The organism is Paenarthrobacter sp. TE3676 (genome assembly GCF_056279165.1).
Genome location: NZ_JBWBQU010000002.1, coordinates 103,139 through 122,471, shown reverse-complemented (window position 1 = coordinate 122,471; position 19,333 = coordinate 103,139). Strand labels below are relative to the sequence as shown.

Below are 19,333 nucleotides of genomic sequence, written 5' to 3'. Positions count from 1 at the left end.
TGTTTCATAACATTGTTTCATAACAACGTTATGAAACCCGGATCCACAAAAATCAAGGGTTCCCCAACTGAAGGATTCACATGGCACAGGAGATCTTCCCCGGCCGCTTCACCGCGGATATCGGGCGCGATACAGTGACCGTCTTCCTCATCGGGATGCGGGCAAACCGGTGGTGGAAGCTGGGCCGCGTCGCCAAGGTGGCGTCGGCCATGCCCACCATGATGCAGCACCTTGCCAAGAACCCGGACGCCGGTCTCCTTGGCAGCGAGCAGTGGTTCGGGCGGACTACCATCCTGCTCAGCTACTGGGAAAGTCCGGAGCATCTGAGGCGCTTTGCCTCAGACAGGGATTCGCCGCATCTGGGCCCATGGCGGAAATTCATGAAGGAGTTCGCGGGCAGCGGCGACGTTGGCGTGTGGCACGAGACTTACCAAGTCCCGGCGTCGGGTATTGAAGTGGTGTACAACGGCATGCCGCTGTTCGGCTTGGCAAAGGCAACCTCGCATACACCGGTGGGGCCGGGCAGCAACACGGCGAAGCAACGCATGAGCGCGAGGGCGCGATCCGCAGACCCGGCCCCAACTAAGTCGCAGCACATGTCGTTTTGAGCCCTCAAAACGGCCTCAACTGCGACTCAGTTGGGTCGGATGGGCGGGACCAGGCGGGCGGCGGCCTAGGCGACCGCGACGGCGGCTGGCCGCTCTGTCTTTAGCGTCCGGCGGAGGTGCGGCGAGGCGTCGAGCTTGTCTTGGGCGGCGCGAAGCGCACCGACGGCGAACTCCAACTGTCCGGCCGGCAGGGTGTAGGGAACGCGCAGGTAGTGCTCGAACGCGCCACCCACCCCGAAGCGGGGTCCAGCTGCCAAGCGCACGCCGAAGTCGGGTGCAAGAACAGTCAGTGCGGTGCTGCATGGCGTGGGAAGGCGGCACCATGCTGTCAGTCCACCCCGCGGTCGCTCCACCTCCCACGAGGGCAGATGCTCCGCGAGCAACCCCAGCAATGAATCCCGGTTGTGCCGGAGCTCCTCAAGCCGGGCATCAAGCGGTTCGGCGAAGGACCGCACCAGGCGCGCCGCTGCCAGTTGTTCAACCACTGGCCCGCCCAGATCCATGACTGTCCTCGCGGCGATCAAGCGGGCAATCAGGGACTCGTCTGCCCGGATCCACCCGGTCCTGAGTCCCGCCCAATGCGATTTGCTCAGCGACCCGATGGAAACCACCGCAGGACTGAACGACGACATCGGCGCGGTGCGGACGCCGTCGAGATTCAACCCACGCAGCGTTTCGTCCACCACCAGCACGGTTCCGGAAGCAGCGGCCGCCCGCGTAAGGCGTCTGCGTTGCAGGTCGGACATGATGCGCCCGGTCGGATTGTGGCAGTCCGGCACCAAGTAGGCCATGGCCGGGCGCTGCTGATTCATGGTGGCCACCATCGCATCGATGTCCCAGGCTGGCGAGGTGCCCGAGGGCAGCGCCACCGGCAGGGGCTTGCAGCCGGCGGCGCGGATGGCGTCCAGGGCGTTGGGGTACGTGGGGTGTTCCACCAGAACCCGGTCCTGCTTTCCGGCCAGGGCGCGCAGCACAATGTTGAGGGCATGCTGTGCACCGGAGGTGACAAGGATCTGGCCCGGCGTCGTTGGCACCCCTTCCGCTGTGTACTTCTCTGCGATGGCTTCGCGGAGGGCCGGCACCCCCAGCGCGTCGTAGCCGAACCCGGGCAAGAGGGCCGGCAACTCGGTCAGGGCGTCAGCGAAGGCGCGATGCACTACCTCGCCGGCGGCCGGCAAAGACGCATACGCCAGATCCAGAAGCCCCTCGGGAACCGCGAACCCAGGCGCGCTTGCTGGTTCGGTGCGGTGGGGAATGCATGTCCGTCCGCGGCTGCCCTGACCTGCCGTGAGGAATCCCTGTTCGCGCAGGCTCGCATACGCGGCAGTGACCGTGGTCCGGCTGAGTCCGAGTGTCCGGGCGAGTGCCCGCTCGCTTGGCAACGCGACGTCCAAGGGGATGCGCCCGTCCATCACCAGCAAACGCACGACGTCGGCCAGCTCACGGTAGGCGGGCAGGGCGCCGGAGTTCCAAGAGCCGAGGAGGCGAACAAGCGCGGTGGGATTCAGGGAGCCGGACATAAGACCAGTATTCCAAACTGGCTATGGAATACAAGGCCAGTTCTCTTGGAAGATGTACTTCATGATGACCCGAAGAATCACTCAACTCCTCATTGGCCTCGCGATGTACGGCATCTCCTTGGCCATCTTTATCCGCGCCGGCCTGGGCTTGGACCCTTGGGATGTGTTTCACCAAGGCCTATCCGAAAAGACGGGTTTCAGCATGGGTGTTGTGGTGATCGCGGTCAGCTTTCTGGTTCTCCTCCTGTGGATCCCGCTCCGGCAGATGCCAGGGATCGGAACCATCGCCAACGCAATTCTTGTGGGTCTCTTCGCCGATCTGGGACTGTGGCTCATCCCGGAGTTCTCACACCTGGGCGGACAGATCGCCATGCTCGCCGGTGCCGTGATCCTCAACGGCATCGCGTCCGCTTGCTACATTGGTGCCCGCCTTGGACCCGGTGCCCGTGATGGCCTGATGACTGGGCTTGTCCGCCGAACTGGTTGGTCCGTTCGCCTGGTCCGCACCGGAATCGAGGTGGTTGTCCTGGCTGTTGGCTTCCTGCTGGGCGGTTCCGTTGGTGTTGGTACGGTGGTCTATGCCCTGGCGATCGGCCCGATCGTGCAGGTGTTGCTGCCGAAGTTCATGGTGCCGGAACGTCCAAAAGCGACGGCCCCCACGGAAATCGTGGAGGCCGCGCCGGCTGCCTGATCCTAGTCCTTGATGGCACCCATCGAGAGACCGGACTGCCAGTAGCGCTGGAGGCTCAGGAACGCGACGATCAGGGGAATGATCATGAGAAGCGAGCCCGTGATCACCAGGTTCTGGATCAACTCACCGTTTCCAGCGGTGGAGCCAAGCTTGTTCCACTGGTTGATTCCGATCGTGAGTGGATACCATGCCGGGTCCTTCAACATGATCAGGGGCAGGAAGTAGTTGTTCCAGATGGACACAAAGGAAAACAGCAACACCGTCACTGTGGCCGGCCCCAGGAGGGGGAAAGCGATCTGAAGGAAGATGCGCAGTTCTCCGGCACCATCGATGCGGGCGGCCTCAATCAAGCCGGTGGGAACTGCCTGGTCCGAAAAAACCCACATGAGGTAGAGGCCGAACGGGTTGATGAAGGACGGAATGAGGACGGCCCACGGGGTGTTGGTTATTCCGAGCTGCGCAAAGAGCAGGAACTGCGGAATGGCTAGTGCGATGCCAGGAACGGAAATGGACCCCAGCACGATCAAGAGAAATGCGCGTCTGCCCACAAAATCGTGCTTGGCAAGTGCGTAGCCTCCCAAGGCCGCCAGGAACGTGGACACCACCGCGCCGATCACCACGTACAGGACGGTATTGAGGAGCCACCGCGAGAAAATTCCGTCCTGGAAAGTGAAGACCTGAACCACGTTGTCCCACAATGCGAAGTGGCCACCGAAACCAAGTCCGAATGAAGAAACAAAATCCTGTTGGGATTTTGTGGCGTTGATGACCAGCCAGAGCATGGGAACAATGCAGTAGAGCGCGAACAACCCGGTCACGATTGTCAGCGACAGGCTCTTCCTGGGGTTAGCCAAGGTGTGCAGTTTGCGCGGACGCTTCAGGGGAAGCCTGGGAACTGGTTTGGCCGTGCTTGATGCGGACATGGTGGGGCTACTTGTTGAAGGCATTTTTCATTCCCTTGATTTGCACTGCGTAGGCAATGGCAATGGTGAAGACGGCCATGACCAAGGCCAATGCCGCTGCATATCCCTGTTGGGAACCAGTGAAAGCAAGGCTGTAGGCGTACATGTTCGGTGTGTAGTAGGACGTTATTCCGCTGTTGGACACCAACGTGGTGAGGATGTTGGGCTCATTGAAGAGCTGGAAAGTCCCAATGATCGAGAAAATTATCGTGACGATGAGTGAGCTGCGCAATGCTGGGAGCTTGATATGCCGGATTATCTGGAACTCTGTGGCTCCGTCTATTGCTGCAGCCTCATAGAGTTCACGGGGTACGGCCCGGAGGGCTGCGTAGAAAATCAACATGTTGTAGCCCGTGAAACCCCAGGTGACCATCACGCCGATGGAGATCATGGTGGTTTCCGGCGCGAATGGATTGAACGAGGTGCCGGCTGCCCTGTTAAGGCTCCCGATGAGGCCGTAACGGATGCCAAGCATGAATCCCCACATCAGAGTGGAGACGATTGCGGGAATGGCGTAGGGAAGGAACACGATGATGCGGAAAAACTTTGAACCGTGAAGACGCAGGGAGTCGATGGCCAGTGCCAGGGCAATGGCGCTGAACAGCATGATGGGGACTTGGATGGCAGTGAAGAGCACAACCCGGACCACGCCATCGTAGAATTGGCTGTCCTGGAACAGCTTGACGTAGTTGTCGAACCAAATGAAGACTTTTCCACCGATCAGTTTGTTTTGAAACATGCTGATGTAGGCCGAGTAGCCAATCGGAACAATGAAGACGACGAGGAACAACACGCTAAACGGTGCAATGAAGGCCAGGCCGACGTTCCGGCGTTTTGGCTTTCGGAGGGTTTGGTGATCGGCTACAACGTCTGAAACCGATTTTTGTTGGGTGAGCAGCTGTCGGCTCATGGGGCCCTGCTTTCATGTTTCATCTGGTGTAACGGGGTGGGTCCGGTGCCGCGCGCGGTCATCTCCTGCAGCACCGGAGACCACTAACGGACCGAGAATCCTTGTTCGTTGCCGTACTCGATGCTGCGCTGCTTCCAGGTCTCCAAGACGTCTGCCAGCGTGCCTTGCCGGCTGTCATACAGGGGAGCTGATACGTCCTCGTAGCTTGTGCGTGCCCAACCGAAGAAAGGAGGGTACTGCCAGCCCGTTGCCACGTTCTTGGATGCATCCGCGAGGACCAGGTTGTACTTCTGGTCGCCGAAGAAGGGATTCGTGGCGCTCAGAAATTTCTCGTTATTCAGGTTCGAGAGGTTCGGGACAAAGGCGCCCGCATCAATCCGGGACTGGAGGCCGTCGCCGTGGGTGAAGTATTCGAGGAAGGCGTATGCTGCGGCCTTGTTTTGAGCTGCTGCCGGAATCGCCATGGCACTGCCGCCGTTTTCGGCGCCGGACGTTTGACCCGCCTCCCATTGGGGAAGCGGCGCCACTCGGAAGTTTCCTGCCGCATTCGGTGCCCGTTCGGGAAGTGTCGAGGTAAACCAGCCGCCGATGAGTTGAGTAGCAAGGGTTCCCTCGTTCAAGCCGCGGTTCCAGTCATCCGACCAGTTGGTGATCTTCGTGTTGACCAGGTCTTCGTCGAGGAGTTTCTGCCAGAAAGCAACGGCGCGGCTGCTGCCTGCGTCTTTGAAGTCAATGGTGACGTCGGTGCCGTTCACTTTGAACGGCCGTCCGCCGCCCTCCCACATCAGGGACATCAGCACGAAAATGTCCGCAGAATCATTGGTGATGTAGTGGTCACCGCCGAGCGCCCGTACTTTTTTGGCGGCCTGGTAGAACTCGTCCCACGTGGCCGGTGGTGCGGTGACTCCGGCCTGGGTAAGTACCGACTGGTTGTAGAACATTGCTGCGGGCCCATAGTCCGAAGGGAGGCCATAGGGCTTGCCGTCTATCGTGACATTGCCCCAGGCCGCCTCGACGTAGTCCGACGCCAGATCCTTCGCCCCGAACTCAGACAGATCAGTGAGTTTTCCCGGGATGGCGAACAGCGGTAGGGAGAAGTACTCGAACATGGCGATGTCCGGCACCCCTGATCCTGCCTGTATGGCATTGTCCAGGGCGGTGTACTCGTCGGTGGACGAGCCTGCGTTCACCACGTTGACTGTGATATTTGGATGGAGCTTTTCGAATCCTGCGACAGCTTCCTTGACCGTGCCATCCCAACTCCACACCGTGAGAGTGATGGGCTTGTCGGTGGGAACCTCGGTGTTCGTCGAAGTATTTCCTCCGCCCGAGCAGCCGGCAAGGGCCACAACTGATGCAGCAATTGCTGCCGCAGCCCTAAGACGTTTCTTCGGCATTGCATACTCCTTCGTATCGATGATCGTTGACCAGGAATCGCCCGCGCTGTCCTGGTCGAGAGATGTACAACGTTGTACCTGTTGGCAAAACGCGGGCAGGGCGGGCGGTTTGGGTAGTGTTCCGCCACCCTTGGCTGCTTCGGGAGCAGCACTTTTGATTTCGCGCGGAGATCAGTGGGTGGGTACAACGTTGAACCTCATGCTAAAGCGCAGTGCGATGGACCGTCAAGGAAATGGCGGAAAGTGCGTCGGAGCTATGATCTAGACAGTGCCCCAGTCGGAGATGCTGCGGGGAGGAAGGACGCGGATGAATGTGAATCCGACGATTCACGACGTCGCCCGGGCGGCAGGTGTCTCCATCAAGACGGTGTCGAACGTGCTCAACGACAACCCAAAGGTCGGACCCGAAACCCGGCTCAGGGTCAGGCGCCTCGTAGACGAAATGGGGTACCGGCCCAACCTCTCGGCCCGCGGACTCCGTTCGGGAAAGACCGGAGTGATTGGTCTCGCCGTCCCTTCACTCCGCGAGACGTATTTTGCGGAGCTCGCTGATTCGGTGATACGTGCTGCCGCGAAACGAGGGCTCCGTGTGGTGATAGAACAAACCAACGGAGACCGTGAACTGGAGATTGCCGCGCTCTCAGGCGGGCAAATGCGGTTCATCGACGGGCTGCTTTTCAGTCCCGCCGCCATTGGCCAGCAGGACGTGGATGTCCTCACTGCAAATGATCCCCTGGTCCTCCTGGGCGAACGGATTTTCGGTGGGCCAACGGACCATGTGACCATGCACAACACATCCTCAGCACGGGCTGCCGTGGAGCACCTGCTGGGTATTGGCCGGACGAAGATCGCGCTTATTGGAGCGCCGGAACAACCAGCTGACGAGGCGAGCTCGGCGAACCTGCGAGAGCGCGGTTACCGCCAGGCACTGGAACACTCCGGCATAGGGATTGATCCGCGGCTTGTGGTCAGGGGCGGGACCTGGATCCGGGAAACAGGGGTAGCCGCAATTCGACAGCTCCGTGCAAGCAACGTGGACTTCGACGCGGTCTTCGCCCTCAACGACACCCTCGCATTGGGTGCGCTGCGAGCACTTGCCCAGGACAGCCTGCGGGTTCCCGACGACGTTGCCGTTATTGGGTTCGACAACCTTGATGAAGGTCGTTTTTCGTTGCCGTCTCTGACCAGCGTCGATCCGGGCAGGGAAGAGATTGCCGAGACCGCGGTGACTCTGCTCGTGAACCGGATCCGGGAAAAGGACGCGAGGGCGGCACCTAAAACCGTGAAATCCGGCTTCAAGATCGTCCAACGGGAGTCCACGGGATTTGCGGACGGGGATGGCGGGCCCCTCCCAAGCGCTTGACGAAGTGGCCGCACCTGCCGCCTAGCGGCATGCCTCCAGGTCCTCGCCATACTGCAACCAGTCCGGCAGGTCCTCACTGAAGGCATCTCGGATGGCGGGGGATCCAGCGCTCCGCCAGTCGACGTCGTCGTTAATCTCGATCTCGTACTTCTTCCACTCAAACCAGTTGATCATCTTCAACTGCGGGTACTTCTGGTGGGTTTCAACGGAGAAGACCTGACGCCACCATGCCTGCTTGACGTCCAACTCGGACGCCCCGCCGCGGGCCGGGGTGAAGATGGCTGCCGTCTCCGGGATGGCCACCGGCTTGTTGTGGTCCACACCGTACACCTGATAGAAATCCGGGACGGAACTGTCATCACCGGCTGTGCCGCTATAAGTGCCGGTCAGCATGGCCAGGAACTTTCCGGACTCCGAGATGTCGTTGTTTCCCCAAGGCCGCTGATTGCCCCAGTGATACAGCGAAACTCCCACCCAATCCACGGCGTCGTCCCCGGGGTAGTAGGGCGCATAGGTGTCGTCAGCCATGGTCAGCGCACCGTCACGGTCCGTGTCGAGCGCGGCGAAATCGCCAGTTCCCGGACGGGCCGCGAATTGGCCCCCTGTAAATGGGTAGCCGCCACCATAGTTCGGGGCCCACATCATGGATGAGCCCGGCGCCCCGGCATGAATGGCAGCGGCCACTTTGCGGAATACCTCCACATAGCGCAGCGGTTGCTGGCCCCAGGAATACCAGGACCCGTTCATTTCATGCGCAAAACGTACGACGACGGGCGTCCCCTGGTCGTTGACGGCCCGTAGGTCGGTGGCCAGTTTGGCGATCACTTCGTCGCTCATGGTCTCCAGGCCGCCGTGCGGTTCCAGGGTCAGGAGCAACACGCCCCCTGTTGGGCGGACCTGGGTGACGGCGTTGGTGGTGTGAGCCCACGTTTCGTCGTCGTAGGGGATATCCGAAAATTGCACTACCACCGCCGGATCATGGCCGAGGTTTTCCCGGTGCTCGGACAATGTCTCCGAGTCCCAATCGAGGTTCACGCCCAGAAGCACACCGTCCTTGGGGATCATGGTGGAAGCATCCCCGGCCCGGCAGAGGGACAGGGCCTGGACTACCGGCACCACCTCCTTGGAAGCAAAACCCAGGCCTGTGGCAGCGAGGGCCGTCACCACCAAAGGGATGAGCAGGCTGGCCCGCCGGCGTTTTCTGTTCGGATGTCCCGTGAAAGTGGGAGGAATCTGCGCCATGGTCAGCCCCATCCGATGGAGCGATGACGACGCCTGAAGAGAGACCGCCAACTGAAGCGAGGCGCAAGCCCGCGTGGCCGCACGAGTGCCGCACCGCCGTCGACGGCATCTTGGCGAGTTGCGTAGATACGCGCGACGTGACCCAGATGGGCTTGGAGGTGGGTTTCCTGGAGCTCGCTGGAATCGCCGAAAAGGCGGAGATCGCCGCCGCGCGATCGGAGCAGGTGCAGCACCTCAAGCACCCCTACTACGCCTGATGCTCCCACCGATGTCACCGCTGCGACATCCAGCAGGACCAGGACGGGGCCGTCCGCGGCGGCTTTGGCGGATGCTTGGCGAATAGCGGGAACGGTAGCGGCGTCCAAGGCGCCGGTGATGGTCAGATCCACCGATTTCAAGGCGGTGGAGGTGGTGTTCGGGGCATGGGAGAGCATGGACATGGGGGTCGCTCCTTGCTGGGGGTTGGAACGGCGTTAATTGATGGTTGCGGTCAGGGGGTGGGTTTGGTTGTGGCACCAAGGACGCTGGTGAGCTCCTTGGGAGTGGGCATCGGTTCAACGAGGTGGTCGCCGCGCCCCCGGTACCTCGCGGCACCGATCACCACGCTCAAAAGCGCCAGGTCCAAGACAACCCAGGCCAACGTGATGAGGGTGGGATAGAGCGGCGCTTCCCCGGATGACACTCGGGCAATGCCGATCAACGAGGACACAACGAGCAACGCCATGGCAACTACTTGTAGCCTGACATGCTGGAATCCACGGCCCGTGGCCTGCTTGCTCTTGGCTGTCACCGAGAACGCGAGGTGCTTGCCAAGGAAAACCGCTGCCGCACCTGAACACGTGGCTGCGATCCAGGTGGGAAACAGGGCAAAGGACCACTGCTGGCCGCGCCACAATCCCTTCGACCCGTTGCCCGCTACTTGGAAGAGCAGCTGGCACGAAATGAAGAAGGGCAGGAAGAGGCAGAAGAACACCACGGGGCTGGCGGTCAGCGGGTAGGTACCGGCCACCAGGAACACCACAGGCGCCGCGATGTAGCTCAGGGCCGCGAAGCCATTCAGATAACTCGTCATAGTGCCCAGATACATTAGGCGCTGAGCCACGGTGAGGCCCCGAAGAAACAACGGATTGTCACTGAAGAACACCTGCATGGTGCCGGCCGCCCATCGATGCCGCTGCGAGAGCATGGTGGACACGTCCTCAGGGGCCAACCCATGGACCAGCACCTCGTGGTGGTAAACACTGCCCCACCCCATCGCGTGAAGGTGCATGGCCGTTGCCATGTCCTCGGTGATGGTGGTGGTGTCCATAGGGTGGATGGCCAGTGCTTGGTCCGTGTGGGCCACATCCACCGATTCCAACACAGCGTCAAGTTCCGGCACCACGTCGTCCAATGCATCGGGAACTGCCAGAGCGGCTGTATGGAAGGCGATGCGGAGTTCGAAAGTGATCTCGGCGAGGACATCGCCTCTGCGCACCTGATGCTCCGCGCGTGCCACTGCCTCCAAGGCCTGTTCTGCAACGATCATGGCCGCGGGATGGCGCCTGCCCAGTTCGCCGTGAAGGTCCTGCAAACGCGATCGGCCCCGACGCAAAGCGCGCCAGGTCTGCTCAGTGGCTGTCCGCGTGTAGCGGGTCAGGCCCAGGGCCATGAGGGCTTCACGGCGTAGGACAGCATTGGAACCGCAGAAGAACGCTGCGTCCCAGCCGTCCTTGCCCTGTTGGATGGGGCCGTAGAAGAGTTCCGCCTGGCTTCCCAGCGGGTCCCGTTCCGGAACATTCCAAAAGTGCTGTGGGGTCTGGACGAAAGCCACTTCCTCGGCATCGAAATAGCCCAGCACGCGGTCCAGGAAACGCGGTTCAGGGACTTGGTCTGCGTCAAAGATGGCCACGAACTCGCCCGTTGTCATGGACAGGGCGTTGTTGACGTTCCCTGCCTTCGCGAAGCGCTGCCGGCCATCCCACTCAGGACCGCGGGTGATATACCCGACGCCGATCCGCCGGGCTGCGGTGGCAAATTCGGCCCGGTCGCCGTCGTCAAGGATCCAGGTTTCGTGCGGGTACTCCATGTCTCTGGCCGCGATGGCCGTTTTGAGCACCAAGTCCAGCGGCTCGTTGTAGGTGGCGATGAAAACGTCCACCGATCTGCCCGGCAGGGCAGGTGGGGGAGGTGGACGTCGTCGTGCGTTCCACATGGTGACGGCGTAAAGCGCCGATTCGCCAAGGCTGTAAGTCTCCGCGGCCACGAGGGGCAGCGAGATCCACCAGGCATCCCACGCGACAGTGCTCGACCAGCGCCAGCTGATGTAAATCAATCCAAAGGAAACTACAAGAACTGCAAGGATCCTTACCAGTATTTGTCTGTAAATGCCCATCTTTAGCCTCCGGTAACTGCTGGGGAAAAGGCCAAGGCGCGCCAGTATGTCCAAACGCTCCTCAGAGCGAAGTTTGGGAGGACACGGCTGACGCGCCTGGAGCTGCATCTTCGATGCTCAAGGGAAGGAATTCGGCTGCGAACGGAATGTCCTTTTCCCAACGGATTTGAAGGAAATCTGCAAACCAGTTGGTTCCTGCTTCCACTTTCTCCCGCCGATATTTCATCCTCGTTACGGCATTGAAAAGTAAACCTGCGTTGATTATTTCCTTGCTGTGACGTTTTGCGTGTCGCCTCGAAAAAGCTTGCGTGCCACGGGCAGACGCCTTCAGAGTGGCACCATGAAGCGAAGACTCATGCCCCTGACGATGCTCGTCGCCGGCCTGACCATCGCAGCTACCCTCATAGCCCCGGAACCGTCCGCGCTGGCTGCCGCTGGTATGCCCGCACCTGGAGAACTGGTGTGGAGCGACGAATTCAACGGCCCCGCTGGCACGGCACCGGACCCCGGAAAATGGACTCACGACACCGGAGGATCCGGCTGGGGCAACGGCGAACTGCAGTACTACACCAACAGCACAAATAATGCTGCAGCCGATGGGCAGGGAAACATGGCCATCACCGCCCGGAGGGAGAATCCTGCGGGCTATGAGTGCCACTACGGCACGTGCCAGTACACGTCCGCGCGCCTCCTGACCGCCGGCAAGTTCAGCCGAACACAAGGTCGGTTCGAAGCCCGACTCAAACTGCCCAAGGGGCAAGGCATGTGGCCCGCCTTCTGGATGCTCGGCGACAACGTCTTCACCGACGGTTGGCCCACCAGCGGCGAGCTCGACATCATGGAAAACGTTGGCAAAGAACCCGGAACGGTCTGGGGAAGCATTCACGGCCCCGGCTACTCCGGGGCCAACGCCTCCAACGCCAGCTACACACTGCCCGACGGTAAATCCCTGGGCGATGCTTTCCACACGTTCACGGTGGACTGGGGGCCCGAGTCCATCACCTGGTACATCGACGGAACGGCCTTCTCACGAAAAACCAAGGCAGCAGCTGCCGGCCCGTGGGTTTTCGACCACGACTTCTTCCTGCTCCTGAACCTCGCCGTGGGCGGTTACTGGCCCGGAGCGCCAGCTTCAGACACGGCGTTTCCGCAGTCGCTGCTGATTGATTACGTCCGAGTGTATGAGCTTGCTTCCGTTCCGGCGGCGCCTTCCTCTGCGGCCGGCAAGCGTATTCAGGGCTATGCCGGAAAATGCATTGATGTGGCCGGTCGGCAGGCGTCTGACGGGGTCACCTTGCAATTGTGGGACTGCGATACGGCAGCGTCGGAGCAGTGGACATTTGCTGACAACGGCACCATTCGGTCACTGGGAAAGTGCATGGACGTGGCGTGGGGATCAACCGAGAACGGTTCACGACTCCAGCTCACCAGTTGCAACGGCAGTCCGGCGCAGCAATTCGTCCTGAACAATGCCGGGGATCTGGTGAACCCGCAGGCGGACAAATGCGTGGACGTGACTGACTGGAATTCATCCAACGGTGCTCGGTTGCAGCTGTGGGATTGCGCCGGTTCCACCAACCAAAAGTGGTGGCGGATGGCGTAGAAAACGTCCGACGGCGGCGCGCAGCTTGCGGTGTCCGGCGGCTATTGCTGGGGCGGCTGGGGAGCTTCCTGGAGTAGCGGGCCGGGCTGGCAGTTGCGCGCAGCCGTCGCGGCGGTTGTTGGCCGGACCTGGCTGGCCTTAAGTGGCCAGGTCCGGCCCCTTGTTGAGCTCAATGTTGGTCTATGGAGCCGGCTGGCAGCGCGGACAGAAGTAGATGTCCCGTTCTTCCGTGCCGTCCGGTCCGGCAAGGAGGCCGCGGCGTACAGCAGTGCCGCAGCGCCGGCATGGTTGGCGCTCCCGGCCGTACACCCAGTATCCAGGACGCATGGCGCGCGGCCCCAGGGTGGTCCTCCGCCCGGGACCCAGGTTTTCGCCGAGGAGCCGTTTGGCGTCATTGACTGTCTTAGCAAGGTCAGGGACGTCTCCTATGGGCAGGGCAGGGTGAATGCCGGACAGGAAGCATGCCTCGCATCTGTAGATATTGCCAATGCCCGCAAGCTTCCGCTGGTCCAGCAACGCGAATCCCACGGTGACGTCCGGTTCGGCGCGAAGCCTGCGCAGCGCTTCTTCCTCGTCCCAGTCGGGGCCGAGAAGGTCCGGCCCGAGGTGTCCGACGATCTTGTCTTCCTCAGCTGTGGGCACCACTTCCAGGATGCCCAACGAGAACCCGACGGCGTCCACGGAGTCCGTGCGGAGCACGCACCGGGCAGTGTGGCCGGGTTTGGTCCAGCGACCACCCGGTGGGTAGGTCATCCAGTTCCCTTCCATTTTGAGATGGGAATGGATGGTGAGGGCACGGGGTTTCCTGCTGGCGCCGGGTTCATCGTCAGCAGGGCCCGTCAGGCGCATGAGCAGGTGCTTTCCCCTGGGAACAACCTCGGCCATGGTCCAGCCCGCCAGGTTCAGGGTGGCAAATCGTGGCACGCGGAAGTCGGAGGCCTTGAGGGTCTTCCCGGCCAATGCCTCGTGCAGCCGTGACGCGGCCCGCCAAATGGAATCACCTTCAGGCACGGATACGGAGTCCTTTCGGAGTGGAGTATGCGCCGGCGGCCGCGAGGGCGACGGCGATCGGGGTTTCCAGGAGATCGTGGCCGTTGACTTTCTCCATGAAGAGTTTGTCCACGGCCCCGCGGCGCACCACATCCACCAGCGCCTGGGCCGCAACTGTCAGCACGGCGTCGTCCTGGCTGAAGGTGAGCAGCGTCTTGCCGCCGCGTTCCACGTAAAGGACCAAGGCGCCGTCAACCATCACCACCAGCGCTCCGGCCTTACGTCCCGGCCGGTGCCCGGAACCGGCGTCGACAGAGAGCGCAGGCCAAGGAAGAGCAGCGCCGTAGGGGTTGGCGGGGTCGGTCGCAGCAAGTGCGAGCGCGGATGGGTCGGCTTTGGAGATGCGGGCGTCCTCCGTGAACGACCTTAACCGGTCAACCGTGGCAGGGACGGCGAACTGGGCGGCCCCCAAATGCTCGATGAAGTAGCCGCGGCGGCAACGGCCGGCTTCCTCCAACCGGGCCAGCACTTTATACATGAGCCCGAAGCCACCAATGATGTTCTCCGCCATGACCGAACCACGCGTCACCACGCCGTAGCGGTCCAACAAAAGCTCAGCCGTGCCGCGGGCGTGGATAGTGGGGTCCAGTTCCGGGGCGGGAAGCGCTGACCAGCGGCCCACTGCCGACGGCGGGGCAGGCGCAATGCCGCCTGTTACCGGGCCGTAGCGACCCCCCGTTAGTCCGGGGGAGCCCAAGAGGCCCGTCCCATGGGAACGGCCAAGCCTGCTCATGCGCGGGGTCCGTGCCCTCGGCGCTTTGGCTACTTGCCGGTGGGCGGTTTTCCCGCCGGCGATCATGGCCCTCACGGGAGCGAAAGTATCGCCTGTTACACGGCCGGCCCAGACGAGGTCCCAGAGGGCAGACACCACGGCGTCGTCGCTCAATACCGCGTCCATGCCACCGGCCACATCCGTCAGTTGCCGGAAGAAGTAGCCGCCGCCTGCGCTGAAATGTTCCAAGAGCCGCTGCTGGGCATCACCGGGTTCGAATTCGGGGTCCGGGTTGAGCGTCAGCTCAGCGGAATCGGCTACATGGAGGCTGATCCAGCCGTCGTTTCCGGGCAGGGAGCCTGCGCCGGACCAAAGGAGTTCGCCGGCGGCCATGAGTTCGTCCAGCATTGCCGGTTTGTAGTCCGCCACCCTGCTCGCGAGTACCAAGGGTTCCCATGCGGATGCCGGGATGGGCACTCCGGACAGTTGGTCCACGGCCGTGATGATCCCGTCCAACCCCCTTAGCGCCTGGCTTCGGGACTTACCCGGCGAGGTCACGTTTTGCCATGCCGGCAGGAACCGGCCGTAGGCGGCTGTGTCCACGGGCTCTACTTCGGCCCGCAGTGCAGCGAGCGAGCGACGCCTCAGTTTCCGCAGGACCTCGGCATCGCACCACTCGCTGGACGGTGGGGCGTCCACGCTCATGAGCTCTGAGTCGGCTGCCTCCAACGGTTGCTCGGAAACGGCGTGTGGGCGGAATTCGCCTTCCACCACCCGACCGTCACCGGCCAGGCGCTTAAGGGCAGTATTGACCACCGCGACGCCGAGCCCCAGCCTCGCCGCAGCTTCGGCGGCCGTGAACGGGCCGTGGGTGCGCGCGTACCGGGAAACGAGGTCGCCCAAGGGATCGTGGACGGGTTCAATGAACGCGAGCGGCACGCCCATGGGCAGCGGAACACCGATGGCGTCACGAAGCCGTGCCGCATCCTCAATTGCCGCAAAACGTTCGACGCCGCCGATGGTTACCTTGAGCGCGCGATTGGCTTTCTGCAATGCCGCGAGGTGGGAGCCGGCGTCCGCGACGCTGCCATGTGGCGCCGCCGCTTGGGTTTCTTCGAGGTCGTCTACTTCCCCGAGCCCAGTTTGCTCCAGCCCTTGGAGACGCTCAGCTACTTCTTCAACGCTGAGCGGACCGAGCAGCCTCAGCAGATCCGCGACGCCTTCCATGCCACGAACCCGTCGGTCCGGGGCAAGGCGCTGCAGTTCCAACTCTGTTGAATCGATGACGGCGGCGTCCAGGAGTTCGCGCAGTTCCACCCGGCCGAGGAGTTCGTTGAGGAGCGTGGAGTCGAGGGCGAGGGCCGCAGCCCGACGTTCCGCCAAGGGGGAGTCGCCCTCGTAGAGGAACTGGGCAACGTAACCGAACAGCAAGGACTTCGCGAAAGGGGAGGGCTGCTGCGTGGTGGTCTCCACGATCCTCAGTTCCCTGCGCTCCACGGACGCTGCGATGTCTTTCAGTGCGGGTAGATCGTAAACATCCTGTAAGCATTCCCGGACTGTTTCGAGCACGATGGGGAACGAAGGGTACTTCCGGGCGACATCCAGCAACTGGGCTGAGCGCTGGCGTTGCTGCCACAGCGGCTGGCGCTTGGCCGGATTCTGCCGGGGGAGAAGCAGAGCACGGGCTGCACATTCGCGGAACCGGGATGCGAACAGGGCGCTGCCGCCAACTTCCGCGGTGACAATTTGTTCGAGTTCCTCCGGGTCGAAGAGGAAGAGTTCAGCGCCGGGTGGCTCGTCTTCCATCATGGGCACGCGCAGCACGATGCCGTCATCGGCTGCCATGGCGGATCCGTCCAAGCCATAGCGCTGCTGCAGGCGTTGGCCCACTGCAAGTGCCCATGGGGCGTGAACGGGCATGCCGAACGGGCTGTGGAGGACTACCCGCCAATCGCCGAGTTCGTCGTGGAAGCGTTCAACCACCAGAGTTCGGTCGCTTGGGACAATCTCCGTGGCTTCCTTTTGCTCCCTCAGGTACTGGATCAGGTTGTTTGCGGCGAAGGCATCCAATCCGCTGGCCTGGCAACGTTCCATGGCCGGGGCTTCGTCTGCTGCCGCGAGTTCCCGAATGAAAGCACCCAGCGCGCGGCCCAGATCTACGGGCCTGCCGAGTGAGTCGCCCTTCCAAAAGGGAAGCTTGCCGGGTTGCCCAAAGGCAGGGGAGACCAGCACGCGATCGTGGGTGATGTCCTCGATCTTCCAACTGGTGGCTCCGAGTGCAAAGACGTCTCCCACCCGGGATTCGTAGACCATTTCTTCGTCGAGCTCACCAACGCGGCGTCCTCCCTTGGCAGCACGGGCCGAGGCGGTCGGTTCACTCCTGTCCCCTCTGCTGGGGGAAGCGGAGCCCTCTACTTCCGTACCGATGATGTAAACACCGAATAGTCCGCGGTCCGGGATGGTGCCGCCTGAAGTCACTGCCAATCGCTGAGCACCGGGCCTGCCCTCAATGGTCCCGGCGTGCCGGTCCCAGACGATGCGGGGCCGTAGTTCTGCAAATTCGTCTGAAGGATACCTTCCGGCCAGGAGGTCCAGGGTGGCTTCGAAAGCCGAGCGTGGCAGGCTCGCGAACGGCGCTGAGCGACGGACGGTGCTGAACCAGTCCTCAACGTCGATGCTGCCCAAGGCGGTAGCCGCCACTGTTTGCTGGGCCAGGATATCGAGCGGGTTGGCGGGAATGCTCAGGCGTTCAATCTGCCCACTGAGCATGCGTTCAACGGTGACGCTGGTGTGCAGGAGATCCGCGCGGTGCTTGGGGAAGAGCACGCCTTCGGAGATCTCGCCGACCTGGTGCCCGGCACGGCCAACGCGCTGCAACCCACTGGCCACCGATGGGGGCGACTCCACCTGAACCACAAGGTCCACGGCACCCATATCGATGCCGAGCTCCAGAGACGAGGTTGCCACAACGCAGCGGAGCCTCCCGGACTTGAGATCGTCCTCGATCATGGCCCGCTGGTCCTTGGAAACCGAACCATGGTGCGCGCGGGCCAGCACAGGATCGGCGCCGGTAGTGCTTCCAGCCTGCGCCATCATGTGCGCAGGAGTGGCCGTGGAGGCCGGGACTCCGGGGCTGGTTTCGGTCGCCCCGGGGGCCGCCCACTCGCTACCGCCCACCGCCATCAACTGGCGTTCAGCGTAGATCTCGTTGAGTCGGGCTGTGAGACGTTCCGCCAAGCGACGGGAATTGGCAAAGACAATGGTGGACTGCTTGGACAGGACCAGATCCACGATCTGCTCCTCCACATGCGGCCAGATGGAAGCCTGGGGTTGCAGGCCCGATGCTGGCCCGGAGTCGAATGCTCCTGCAGCGCCCTGAAGATCCGACATGTCCTCCACGGGGACTGTGACCGTGAGGTTCCAGTTCTTCTTGGAAGGCGGAGCGACAATTTCCACCGGAGCTTGCCCTGCCAGGAACTGGGCCACCAACTCTCGGGGCTGGACTGTGGCGGAAAGTCCGATGCGCTGGGCAGGCTTCGGAAGCAGGGCGTCGAGGCGCTCCAGGGAAACGGCCAGGTGCGCGCCGCGCTTGGTGCCTGCTACGGCATGCACTTCATCGATGATGATGGTGTCCACTTCGCTGAGCGTCTCCCGGGCACGGGACGTCAGCATGAGGAACAGTGATTCCGGGGTGGTGATGAGGATATCCGGCGGGTTGGTCAACAGCGTGCGGCGATCGGCCGCCGTCGTATCTCCTGAACGCACGCCGACTGTTACCAGCGGTGCCGGAAGCCCTAAACGCTTGGCGGTTTGGGTAATTCCAATCAGGGGTGCGCGGAGGTTTCGCTCCACATCCACACCCAGTGCCTTCAGCGGCGAGATGTAGAGGACGCGCGTCTTGGTCTTGGGCCGCTTTGCCCGGCCCTTGCCATTGACCGGGACGGTCTCCAGTCCCGGCAGTGTGTCACTGGGCTTGGAATGCAGGCGATCGAGGGCCCAGAGAAAAGCAGCGAGTGTCTTGCCGGAGCCAGTAGGAGCGACGACCAAGGCATGAGAGCCCGAGGAGATCGCGTTCCACGCCCCATCCTGCGCGGGTGTCGGCTCGGAAAAAGCGCCTAGGAACCATTCCCTGGTTGCCTGGCTGAATCGGCTGATGGCGCCATCCGACGCCTGCGGCTCCTGCATTCCTCCATCATGCCCCACGACTCCGACAGAATAAGCCGGAGCCCTGGGAAGACGGTCAGACTGCTTGGAACGCCGTGATGGTCAGGAGCTTAATACCCGCGTTGCTGCACGCGTCGTGGGGCTCCGGGATGAACAGCGACGCTGTGTCGTTCGGCGGGTAGATCCGGAAACCGGCGGCGGGCACCTTGGTGCAGTCGCCGTAGTTGCCGGCTTGGGTGTAACGGATTTCGGCCCACGCCGACTTTCCCGGAACCAGCTCAATCTTGGTCACCGGAGTTGTGGTTTCGCGGGTTGCAGGTTCGCCGATTGGCTCACCATTGGCGTCGGCAGTCAGGGAGACGCCGGCGAAGCCTTCCAAGATACAGGGGGCTGTGCCGGAGTTTGTCAGTATCAACTTCTCGTAGATGCTGCCGGCCGCACCGCCGCCGGTCGCGTCGGTTGTGGCACTGAGGGACGCAGCCTTGCACAGGGCGGGTGCTGCGGGTGCTGCGGATGTTGCTGACGCTGAGGGTGAGGGCGTCGTAGTGGCTGTTGCAGAAGGAGAGCTGGACGTCGCCGGGATCGAGGCCGACGGCGTCGAGGAGGTTGGCGGGGCGCTGCTGGTCCCGGACGGGCTGGGGCTTGGCCCACAAGCAGCAAGAAGCAACAGCACAGCGGCTGCCGTCGTCGTCACAAGACCGGTTTTGATGCGCTGAGTCCACATGGGCACCAGCTTT

General features: G+C 62.4%; 14 protein-coding genes. 4 read left to right on the top strand and 10 right to left on the bottom strand.

Going from position 1 to position 19,333, the window contains the following annotated elements; all coding sequences use genetic code 11:
* Positions 1-80 precede the first annotated feature (80 nt).
* Positions 81-608 (top strand): DUF4188 domain-containing protein, encoded by a 528-nt coding sequence (locus ACZ881_RS04400; RefSeq protein ID WP_476112812.1) that lies wholly within the window; start codon positions 81-83, stop codon positions 606-608.
* A gap of 65 nt (positions 609-673) precedes the next feature.
* Here ACZ881_RS04400 and yczR read toward each other — a convergent pair whose 3' ends face one another.
* Complete coding sequence (gene yczR / locus ACZ881_RS04395; RefSeq protein WP_476112810.1) at positions 674-2,128, bottom strand: MocR-like transcription factor YczR; 1,455 nt, start codon at positions 2,126-2,128, stop codon at positions 674-676.
* Between the two features lie 61 nt (positions 2,129-2,189).
* On the opposite strand from yczR, the gene yczE reads away from it, so the two are divergent.
* Positions 2,190-2,819, top strand: a complete 630-nt coding sequence (gene yczE / locus ACZ881_RS04390; RefSeq protein WP_476112808.1) for a membrane protein YczE — start codon at positions 2,190-2,192, stop codon at positions 2,817-2,819.
* 2 nt (positions 2,820-2,821) lie between these two features.
* Here yczE and ACZ881_RS04385 read toward each other — a convergent pair whose 3' ends face one another.
* The 3 genes from ACZ881_RS04385 to ACZ881_RS04375 form a co-directional block, all read right to left on the bottom strand.
* Complete coding sequence (locus ACZ881_RS04385) at positions 2,822-3,742, bottom strand: carbohydrate ABC transporter permease (RefSeq protein WP_476112806.1); 921 nt, start codon at positions 3,740-3,742, stop codon at positions 2,822-2,824.
* Positions 3,743-3,749: 7 nt separating this feature from the next.
* On the bottom strand, positions 3,750-4,691 hold the full coding sequence (locus ACZ881_RS04380) for a carbohydrate ABC transporter permease (RefSeq protein ID WP_476112804.1): 942 nt from the start codon (positions 4,689-4,691) through the stop codon (positions 3,750-3,752).
* An 83-nt stretch (positions 4,692-4,774) separates the two neighbouring features.
* Positions 4,775-6,088, bottom strand: coding sequence for an ABC transporter substrate-binding protein (locus ACZ881_RS04375; RefSeq protein ID WP_476112802.1), 1,314 nt, complete (start codon positions 6,086-6,088; stop codon positions 4,775-4,777).
* Between the two features lie 307 nt (positions 6,089-6,395).
* Here ACZ881_RS04375 and ACZ881_RS04370 point away from each other — a divergent pair, with 307 nt between their 5' ends.
* Positions 6,396-7,451 carry a LacI family DNA-binding transcriptional regulator gene (locus ACZ881_RS04370; protein ID WP_476112800.1) on the top strand — a complete coding sequence of 352 codons (1,056 nt, stop codon included), beginning with the start codon at positions 6,396-6,398 and terminating at the stop codon, positions 7,449-7,451.
* A 21-nt stretch (positions 7,452-7,472) separates the two neighbouring features.
* Here ACZ881_RS04370 and ACZ881_RS04365 read toward each other — a convergent pair whose 3' ends face one another.
* Genes ACZ881_RS04365 through ACZ881_RS04355 form a run of 3 tightly spaced genes read right to left on the bottom strand, consistent with a single transcriptional unit; the run spans position 7,473 to position 11,067 of the window.
* Entirely contained in the window at positions 7,473-8,705 is a 1,233-nt protein-coding gene (locus ACZ881_RS04365) for a glycoside hydrolase family 26 protein (protein ID WP_476112798.1), read from the bottom strand.
* Complete coding sequence (locus ACZ881_RS04360) at positions 8,696-9,133, bottom strand: STAS domain-containing protein (protein WP_476112796.1); 438 nt, start codon at positions 9,131-9,133, stop codon at positions 8,696-8,698. Before ACZ881_RS04360 ends, ACZ881_RS04365 begins: the two co-directional genes overlap by 10 nt.
* A 50-nt stretch (positions 9,134-9,183) precedes the next feature.
* Entirely contained in the window at positions 9,184-11,067 is a 1,884-nt protein-coding gene (locus ACZ881_RS04355) for a glycosyltransferase (protein ID WP_364307862.1), read from the bottom strand.
* A 340-nt stretch (positions 11,068-11,407) separates the two neighbouring features.
* Between ACZ881_RS04355 and ACZ881_RS04350 the strand changes: the two genes are divergently transcribed.
* Positions 11,408-12,670, top strand: a complete 1,263-nt coding sequence (locus ACZ881_RS04350) for a ricin-type beta-trefoil lectin domain protein (RefSeq protein ID WP_476112794.1) — start codon at positions 11,408-11,410, stop codon at positions 12,668-12,670.
* A 180-nt stretch (positions 12,671-12,850) separates the two neighbouring features.
* Here the strand turns inward: ACZ881_RS04350 and ACZ881_RS04345 are convergent, their stop codons facing one another.
* Genes ACZ881_RS04345 through ACZ881_RS04335 form a run of 3 tightly spaced genes read right to left on the bottom strand, consistent with a single transcriptional unit; the run spans position 12,851 to position 19,320 of the window.
* A complete protein-coding gene (locus ACZ881_RS04345) occupies positions 12,851-13,681 on the bottom strand; it encodes a DNA-formamidopyrimidine glycosylase family protein (protein ID WP_476112792.1) in 831 nt (276 codons plus the stop codon).
* The gene (locus ACZ881_RS04340) at positions 13,674-18,617 is read right to left on the bottom strand and encodes an ATP-dependent helicase (protein ID WP_476112791.1); all 4,944 of its coding nucleotides are present in this window, start codon (positions 18,615-18,617) and stop codon (positions 13,674-13,676) included. Before ACZ881_RS04340 ends, ACZ881_RS04345 begins: the two co-directional genes overlap by 8 nt.
* Positions 18,618-18,672: 55 nt before the next feature.
* Positions 18,673-19,320, bottom strand: coding sequence for a DUF4232 domain-containing protein (locus ACZ881_RS04335; protein ID WP_476113848.1), 648 nt, complete (start codon positions 19,318-19,320; stop codon positions 18,673-18,675).
* Positions 19,321-19,333 lie beyond the last annotated feature (13 nt).

Coding starts and splice junctions, on each gene's coding strand:
- ACZ881_RS04375 (WP_476112802.1), bottom strand. CDS start 6,088: ATGCCGAAGAAACGTCTTAGGGCTGCGGCAGCAATTGCTGCATCAGTT.
- yczE (WP_476112808.1), top strand. CDS start 2,190: ATGATGACCCGAAGAATCACTCAACTCCTCATTGGCCTCGCGATGTAC.
- ACZ881_RS04355 (WP_364307862.1), bottom strand. CDS start 11,067: ATGGGCATTTACAGACAAATACTGGTAAGGATCCTTGCAGTTCTTGTA.
- ACZ881_RS04370 (WP_476112800.1), top strand. CDS start 6,396: ATGAATGTGAATCCGACGATTCACGACGTCGCCCGGGCGGCAGGTGTC.
- ACZ881_RS04385 (WP_476112806.1), bottom strand. CDS start 3,742: ATGTCCGCATCAAGCACGGCCAAACCAGTTCCCAGGCTTCCCCTGAAG.
- yczR (WP_476112810.1), bottom strand. CDS start 2,128: ATGTCCGGCTCCCTGAATCCCACCGCGCTTGTTCGCCTCCTCGGCTCT.
- ACZ881_RS04380 (WP_476112804.1), bottom strand. CDS start 4,691: ATGAGCCGACAGCTGCTCACCCAACAAAAATCGGTTTCAGACGTTGTA.
- ACZ881_RS04360 (WP_476112796.1), bottom strand. CDS start 9,133: ATGTCCATGCTCTCCCATGCCCCGAACACCACCTCCACCGCCTTGAAA.
- ACZ881_RS04400 (WP_476112812.1), top strand. CDS start 81: ATGGCACAGGAGATCTTCCCCGGCCGCTTCACCGCGGATATCGGGCGC.
- ACZ881_RS04350 (WP_476112794.1), top strand. CDS start 11,408: ATGAAGCGAAGACTCATGCCCCTGACGATGCTCGTCGCCGGCCTGACC.
- ACZ881_RS04340 (WP_476112791.1), bottom strand. CDS start 18,617: ATGCAGGAGCCGCAGGCGTCGGATGGCGCCATCAGCCGATTCAGCCAG.
- ACZ881_RS04335 (WP_476113848.1), bottom strand. CDS start 19,320: ATGTGGACTCAGCGCATCAAAACCGGTCTTGTGACGACGACGGCAGCC.
- ACZ881_RS04365 (WP_476112798.1), bottom strand. CDS start 8,705: ATGGGGCTGACCATGGCGCAGATTCCTCCCACTTTCACGGGACATCCG.